At 36.1% G+C, this 679-nt stretch carries 1 protein-coding gene; it reads right to left on the bottom strand.

What is annotated here, in order from left to right:
• A partial coding sequence (locus tag DNK84_RS04705; protein WP_162902225.1) for an AMP-binding protein occupies positions 1-679 on the bottom strand: 679 nt, incomplete at both ends.

Here is a 679-nt window from a genome sequence, read left to right as displayed (position 1 = left end):
CATCACCCCTTTAGGTTGACCAGTTGTACCGGATGTATAGATTACATAAGCCAAATCACTGGCTTGACTAAACGGTGCTAAATTATCCAACGACTCTTGACCATAATCTATCTCATCTACTGCAATCATCTCAAGTGCTTGAGATGATTTTAATTTATTAAGACGGTCTAAATAAACAGACTGGGTGAGTAGTAATGAAGTGGCTATATCTTTGAGTATATAACGAATCCTAGTATCTGGATAATTTGAATCAATAGGCACATAAGCACCGCCTGCCTTTAATACTGCTAAAATAGAAACTAAGGTGTCAATACTTCTACCTAAACATAGCGCAATTAAAGTATCACTCGATAGTGCTTTGCCTGTAGTTTTTTGATAGCTCTTACGAATGTAACCTGCTAACTGATTTGCCTTTTTGTTTAATTGGTCATAGGTAATCTGCCTATCCTGATAAACTGCAGCAATATGCTCTGGTGTTGCCTTTACTTGTTTCTCAAATAACTGATGTATTGTTATGTCACTTGGATATTCCGCGTTGGTATCATTCCAGTCGTAAACAATTTTTTGATACATCACATCGGTTAATAACGTCATCTGACTACAAAGTGAATTAGGTTGGTCAACCAATTTATTGAGAATAGTCTGATAATATTGGATTAATGTTTTTATCGTCTCAGCC

This window comes from Facilibium subflavum (assembly GCF_003574485.1).
Lineage (GTDB): Bacteria > Pseudomonadota > Gammaproteobacteria > Francisellales > Francisellaceae > Facilibium > Facilibium subflavum.
The sequence above is the reverse complement of the archived record's forward strand: the minus strand, read 5'-3'. Positions and strand labels throughout refer to the sequence as shown.